General features: G+C 58.4%; 5 protein-coding genes and 1 tRNA gene. 2 read left to right on the top strand and 4 right to left on the bottom strand.

Annotation, left to right across the window (positions count from 1 at the left end):
* Positions 1–248: 248 nt before the first annotated feature.
* The 4 genes from LJY25_RS12170 to LJY25_RS12155 form a co-directional block, all read right to left on the bottom strand.
* The gene (locus tag LJY25_RS12170; RefSeq protein WP_227608615.1) at positions 249–1,520 is read right to left on the bottom strand and encodes an adenylosuccinate synthase; all 1,272 of its coding nucleotides are present in this window, start codon (positions 1,518–1,520) and stop codon (positions 249–251) included.
* The gene (locus LJY25_RS12165) at positions 1,520–1,867 is read right to left on the bottom strand and encodes an STAS domain-containing protein (protein ID WP_227608614.1); all 348 of its coding nucleotides are present in this window, start codon (positions 1,865–1,867) and stop codon (positions 1,520–1,522) included. The genes LJY25_RS12170 and LJY25_RS12165 overlap by 1 nt, the downstream gene beginning before the upstream one ends.
* The gene (locus tag LJY25_RS12160; protein ID WP_227608613.1) at positions 1,864–2,334 is read right to left on the bottom strand and encodes a Fur family transcriptional regulator; all 471 of its coding nucleotides are present in this window, start codon (positions 2,332–2,334) and stop codon (positions 1,864–1,866) included. Before LJY25_RS12160 ends, LJY25_RS12165 begins: the two co-directional genes overlap by 4 nt.
* Before the next feature lie 235 nt (positions 2,335–2,569).
* Positions 2,570–4,777, bottom strand: a complete 2,208-nt coding sequence (locus LJY25_RS12155; protein WP_227608612.1) for a RelA/SpoT family protein — start codon at positions 4,775–4,777, stop codon at positions 2,570–2,572.
* A gap of 217 nt (positions 4,778–4,994) precedes the next feature.
* On the opposite strand from LJY25_RS12155, the gene LJY25_RS12150 reads away from it, so the two are divergent.
* Together LJY25_RS12150 and tig are read left to right on the top strand one after the other, a co-directional pair.
* Positions 4,995–5,076: transfer RNA gene (locus LJY25_RS12150), tRNA-Leu, on the top strand.
* A gap of 140 nt (positions 5,077–5,216) precedes the next feature.
* On the top strand, positions 5,217–6,545 hold the full coding sequence (gene tig, locus LJY25_RS12145) for a trigger factor (protein ID WP_227608611.1): 1,329 nt from the start codon (positions 5,217–5,219) through the stop codon (positions 6,543–6,545).
* Positions 6,546–6,678 lie beyond the last annotated feature (133 nt).

Here is a 6,678-nt window from a genome sequence, read left to right as displayed (position 1 = left end):
TGAAGATTGCGCTTCGTTGACAGTGGGCTTAACAAACCATCCCGGGAAAGAAGTTCAAAGACGTTGATGTCTTTTTTCCGCACCGCGTTTCGGATTGGGAGTGCAAAAGTAGAAGGTGATTCTGACGATTGCAAGGGCTGGATGAAAAAAGTTTTCGTTTCGCACTTCCTGGCTAGCCTTTTGCCGAATCAGGATGACAAAGGTACTATCCTGGGCCAGGCAAAAGCAAGACCTGACCCAGGATTTTTTTAGTTGAGGTGGAGCGTGCTCACCCGGTCGGGGCCTACGCTGACGATGCGGACCGGCACTTGCAGCTGACTTTCAAGAAATTGCACGTAGCTCAGCAAGGGAGCCGGCAGCTGTTCATGGTCGGTTACCAGATTCAGATTCTGCTGCCAGCCGGGCAAAGCGGTATACACCGGCGCAGCTTCCTGGAGTCCGGCCAGGTCCGGAAACTGCTCGGTCTGCTGCCCATCGGCCGTACGGTAGTGCGTGCAGACGTTGATTTCGGCGAATTCGTCGAGCACGTCGGCCTTCATCAGATGTAGCTCGGTGACCCCGTTCAGCATAATACTGTAGCGCAGAGCCGGTAGGTCAATCCAGCCGCAGCGGCGCGGACGGCCGGTGGTGGAACCGAACTCCCGTCCGGCCTGGCGGATCTGCTCCCCTACTTCATCATGCAGCTCGGTGGGAAACGGCCCGCTGCCCACGCGGGTACAGTACGCCTTGGTGATACCGTATACCTTATCGATATGACGGGGGGCAATGCCCAGGCCGGTGCAGGCACCGGCAACAACGGTGCTTGAAGACGTCACGAACGGATAGGTACCGAAGTCGATGTCGAGCAAAGAGCCCTGAGCGCCCTCGGCCAGAATCCGCTTGCCCTGGTTGAGCAGGTCGTTGAGCAGGTATTCGGTATCGGTGAGCTGCAAGCCGCGCAGGAACTCGACGGCGGAAAAGAAGTTCTCTTCTTCAGCGGCAATATCCAGCTCCCGCCCGTGAAACGACGCCAGCTGGGCGTGGCGGGCTACGGTATCCTGGTAGCGCTGCTTGAAATCAGGCAGCAGAATGTCGCCTACCCGTAGGCCGGCGCGGCCAACCTTATCCTGATACGTGGGGCCAATGCCTTTCAGCGTGGAGCCAATCCGGTCCCCGCCCCGGGCTTCCTCGGAAATCCGGTCAAGGGAGCGGTGCGAAGGCAGGATCAGCTGGGCCTTCTTGGAGATATAGAGGTTCCGGGACCAGTCCACTCCCCTATCGGTAAGCTTTTGCAGCTCGGTGCGAAAAACAAAGGGGTCGAGAACGACCCCATTACCGACTACATTAAGGATGTGGGCGTGAAAAATACCCGACGGGACCTGGTGCAGGACGTGCTTGATGCCGTCGAAGGTGAGGGTATGGCCCGCGTTGGGGCCGCCCTGAAAGCGGGCCACTACGTCGTAGGTAGGCGCCAATACGTCGACAATCTTACCCTTCCCCTCGTCTCCCCACTGTAATCCTACCAGAACATCTACCGGCATTAGCTCGAAGCTTTAAGTAAATCGGCGGCGGCCGATTCGTTTTCTGCGATGGTGAAAATGGCGTTGAGCTTGGTCAAGGCCAGCATTTTGCGGGGGTGGTCGGCGGGGTTAATCAAAACCAGCTCCCCGCCCCGGCTCCGGAACTTGGTGAGCAGGGAAACCAGCATGCCGATACCGGTGCTGTTGATGTAGCGCACTCCCGAAAGGTCCACGGTGCAAAGCATCACGGACTCGCCGAGGTGGTCGTTGGCCGTTTGCAGAAGCTGCTGGGTGTCGGGGCTGCCGATAAGGTCGCCGGTCAGGGTAATGCTGAGGATGCCGTTGCGGACGGTAGATTCTGTTTTCATTCGCTTGCTATGCGGGCAGCTTTCGCGCGGCAGTCGCCGCAGATGCCGTATAGATTTAAAGAGTGGTGCAAGATATGGAAATTCAAAAGGTCGCCGACCATGGTCTGGATGCCGTGAATACGGGGGTCGCAGAACTCCACCACCTTGTGGCACTCGGTACAGATGACGTGGTCGTGCTGCCGGTAGCCGTAGGATTTCTCGTACTGGGCGAGGTTGCGGCCAAACTGGTGCTTGCTGACCAGGCCATGCTCGACCAACAGATCAAGCGTGTTGTAGACCGTCGCCCGGCTGACCTGCAGCCCCTGCGCCTTCATGCCGGCAAACAGCTCTTCTACGTCGAAGTGACCGGAGCGGGCGTAGATTTCTTCCAGGATGGCGTAGCGCTCGGAGGTCTTGCGCAGGCCTTTGTTTTCCAGGTAGGCGGTGAAGATCTTTTTCACCTCGGCAAACTTCTCGGGATCGAGCATTCGGTAACCTTATATATAAGGAGTAACAAAGGTACTAAAGGAATAGAGCACAAACACCGCTTCACCGGAACAGTTCACCCGGCCCTAACCTGCTCCTGCCAATCTTTTGTACCACCTAGGACGCCCTAGGACTTCTAAGAACCTATCTAAAAAAGCAGCTCTTCCTCCCCTGCTTTTCAATCCCTGAACCAGCCCAAACGAGCCTGTAACCAAGCTTTTCGCGCAGCCCAGCAGATCAGGTATCGAACCGCTCGACCAGCAGCACGCCGTTGACTTTGGACAGGCGCTGAATCATCTTCTGCAGGTGGTCGGTATCGTTGACGAACACCATAATCTGGCCTTCGAAGATGCCGTCGTCCGAATCAATGGTGATGGAGCGCATGTTTACCTTGAGGCTGTTGGAGATAATCCGCGTCACGTCGTTGACGAGGCCCACGCGGTCGGAGCCCTTGATGCGGATGCCGGCCAGGAACGCTAGCTCCAGCTGATCGGTCCACTTGGCGCGCACGATGCGGTTGCCGTAGTTCGACATCATCTCCACGGCCTTGGGGCAGGACGTGCGGTGAATCACGATGCCGGCCTCGGTTTCGAAGCCGAACACGTCGTCGCCGGGAATCGGGTTGCAGCAGGGCGCGATAGTGTAGTCGAACTTGTTGGTGTGCTCCCCGATGACGAGCATATCGGCCCGGACGCCCCGGATTTTCTGCACTTCCTGGTCAAACGCCTTGGGCTCCAGCATCGACGGCAGCTTGGGCGCCGGGACGCTGGGGTCGAACATGCTTTCCTTGATTTCCCGCCCGTCGATCTGCCCGATGGCCAGGCGGTAAAAGAACTCCTGCTGGTGGGCCACGTTGAAGTGGGCCAGCATCCGGTTTAGGTTGTCGGACGTCAGCTCTACGCCCAGCATCTGCAGGCGCTTTTCCACGAGGAAGCGGCCATCTTCGGCCTTGGTGCGCTTGTCGTCGCGCAGGTACTCCTTGATCTTGGTGCGGGCCTTGGAGGTGATGACGTACTTCAGCCATTCCTCGGTGGGCCGCTGCTTCTGGGACGTGAGGATTTCAACCTGGTCGCCGTTGCGCAGCTGGTAGCTCAGCGGCTCAAGCTTCTGGTTGACCTTGGCCCCGAGACACTGCAGGCCGATCTGGGAGTGAATTTCAAACGCAAAGTCGAGGGCCGTGGCCTTGTCGGGCAGGATAATGAGCTTGCCCTTGGGCGTAAAGGCGTACACCTCTTTCACGAACAGGTTCTGGCGGAACTCGTCCATGAACTCCAGGGCGCTGGAATTATTCGTTTCCAGCATCTCCCGCACCTTCATAATCCAGGCCTCGAGGCTGGACTCGGGCTGCACCGAGCCGGTGTCCTTGTATTTCCAGTGGGCCGCGTAGCCTTTCTCGGCAATGTCGTCCATGCGGCGGGAGCGGATCTGCACCTCCACCCACTGCCCGGAGCGCGACATGACGGTGGTGTGCAGGCTTTCGTAGCCGTTGGCCTTGGGCGTGCTCACCCAGTCGCGCAGGCGGTCGGGGTTGGGCTGGTAGTAGTCGGTGACAATGGAATACACCTGCCAGCAGGCCGCCTTTTCCTGCTCCTGGGGCACGTCGAGAATGATGCGGATGGCAAACAGGTCGTACACCTCATCGAAGGTGATATTCTGCTTGCGCATCTTGCGCAGGATGGAGTAGATGGACTTGGGCCGCCCCTTGATTTCGAAGCCGAAGCCCTGGGCGTTCAACTCCTCGTCGATGGGCGTGACGAAGTCCTTGATAAAGCGGTTGCGGGCGCTGCGGCTCTGCCGGACCTTGTTGACCAGCTCCTTGTAGACCTCGGTGTCGGTGTACTTCAGGTACAGGTCCTCCAGCTCGCTCTTAATGGCGTAGAGGCCGAGGCGGTGGGCCAGCGGGGCGTAGAGGTAGATGGTTTCGGAGGCAATCTTGAGCTGCTTGTGCCGGGGCATCGAGTCCAGGGTCCGCATGTTGTGCAGACGGTCGGCAATCTTGATCAGGATCACGCGCACGTCCTCCGACAACGTCAGCAACATCTTGCGGAAGTTCTCGGCCTGCTCGGAGGTACCGTACTCGAACACCCCGGAAATCTTGGTCAGCCCGTCCACAATCTGCGCGACCCGGGGGCCAAACTCCCGCTCCACGTCGGAAATTTCCCAGGGCGTGTCTTCCACCACGTCGTGCAGCAAAGCCGCCACGATGCTGGTGGTGCCCAGCCCGATTTCCTCGACGGCAATCTGCGCCACGGCCAGCGGGTGCAGGATGTAGGGCTCCCCCGACTTGCGGCGCATGTCCTTGTGCGCTTCGAGGGACGTGTTAAAGGCTTTCTTGATCAGCTTGGCATCGTTGCCCTGCAAAAATGGCTTGGCAGTGCGCAGCAGGCGGCGGTAATGCCGCAGAATCTCGTTGCGTTCAACTTCGGGGTCAATCAGAGTAGCCATGGGCACGGGGCGGCACAAAGGCCGCAGTCAATATCTGCTAAAGTACGATGCCGGGTTCAGGTTTGTAACAACGCCCGCGCCGGAAAAGGTTGAGTTAGGCCGGGGTTTCGGAAGTGTGCGGCGCGGGCCGCTCTGGTTTCCAAGCAATCAGCGGGCCGGCGTTTGATATTCCCGGCTGCTTGTGTAGCTTTGCGCCCCCGAGGCAAAAGGCCTTGCGGCGGATGTGGCGAAATTGGTAGACGTGCCAGACTTAGGATCTGGTGCCGCAAGGCGTGTGGGTTCGAGTCCCTCCATCCGCACTATTTTACAGCGTAAAAACAGTACCTGAGCCCTCAACCCACCCGTTGGGGGTTTCTTTTTCTGCCAGGGCCCCGTGGCCGGTCCCGGACCAGCCCGAACCTCGCGCCACTTTTTGTTTACCCTTAACCAACGCCCCGTTTTGGACATTACCCTCGACAAAAACGACGACCAGCTTAGTGCCATCCTGACAGTACACCTGACCGAAGCCGACTACGGCCAGGCAGTGGACGAGAAGATCAAGGAATACAGCAAGAAAGCGCAGATCAAAGGGTTCCGCCCGGGCAAAGTACCGGCCGCGCTGGTCCGCAAGATGTACGGCAAGAGCCTGCTGGTGGAAGAAATCAACGGCATGCTGGGCAAGGCCGTGGACGGCTACATCAAGGAAAACAACATCAAGATCCTGGGTGAGCCCCTGCCGGTTGACAGCACCGTCAACTTCGACACGGACAAGGACTTCGACTTCAAGTTTGAGCTGGGTTTGCTGCCCGACTTCGAGCTGCCCGCCGACCAGGCCCTGAAAGTGAACCGCCACCAGGTGAGCGTTGATGAAACCACGCTGCAGGAAACCTACGACCAGATCGGCCGTCAGTTTGGCCAGAGCACCAACCCCGAAACGTCGGAAGCCGGTGACTACCTGTACGGTAAGCTCAAGAAGGCCGACGCCGACACCGAGCAGACCGTGCTGCTGCCCATCAACAAGGTGAAGAACGGCGTGGAGAGGTTTGTGGGCGTGAAGCCCGGCGACACCATCACGTTTGATCTGCAGGACGCCTTCGGCGGTGACGTATCGGCCATTGCCAACTTCTCCGGCATGTCGAAGGACGCCGCCGGCGCCGCGACCGGCGAGTACGTGCTGACAGTGGAGAAAATCAACCGCACCGACAAGCCCGAGTTCGACCAGGAGCTGTTCGACAAGGTATTCGGCAAGGACATCGTGACCTCGAAAGAGGAGTTCGACGAGAAAGTCCGCGCCACGGTGCAGGAAAACTATGACCGTGAGGCCGAGGGTCTGCTGAATCGTCAGATCATCGACCAGATGGTGGACAACACCACGATTTCGGTACCCACCGAGTTCTTCAAGAAATGGCTGGTGCGCGCCAACCAGGGCAAGCTCACTCCCGAGCAGGTGGAGGAGCACTACAGCGACTATGAGCGGGAGCTGAAGTGGTCGATGATCCGCAACAAAGTAGTTGAGGACCAGGGCCTGAAGGTGAGCAACGAGGAAATCGTGGAGCGCACCATGGACAAGATCATGGGCCAGTTCAACCTGCCCGAGGTAAACGAGGAGCTGCGCGAGAGCGTGCGCAGCTTCGCCGACAACTACCTCAAGCAGGAGAACGGCAAGAACTACGTAAACGAGTACGAGGCCATTCTGGCAGAGAAAGTACTGGAAAACCTGCGCGGCAAAGTTGTTGTTACTGACAACCTGATTTCGGCCGAGGACTTCCGGAGTCAGAACGCCGGCTAACCTTAGCCGTCCGTTTTCTTACCAACAAAAAAGCCCTTACTTGCCGTCAGGGCTTTTTTGTTGACAGGAGCCGGGAGATAGAAGTCAGGAGCTAGGACCAAATCCTCCTGCCGGCTACTTTCTGCTCCGCTCG

Source organism: Hymenobacter translucens (assembly GCF_020685205.1).
GTDB lineage: Bacteria > Bacteroidota > Bacteroidia > Cytophagales > Hymenobacteraceae > Hymenobacter > Hymenobacter translucens.
Note: the sequence above shows the minus strand (reverse complement) of the source record. Positions and strands in the feature narration are given on the sequence as shown.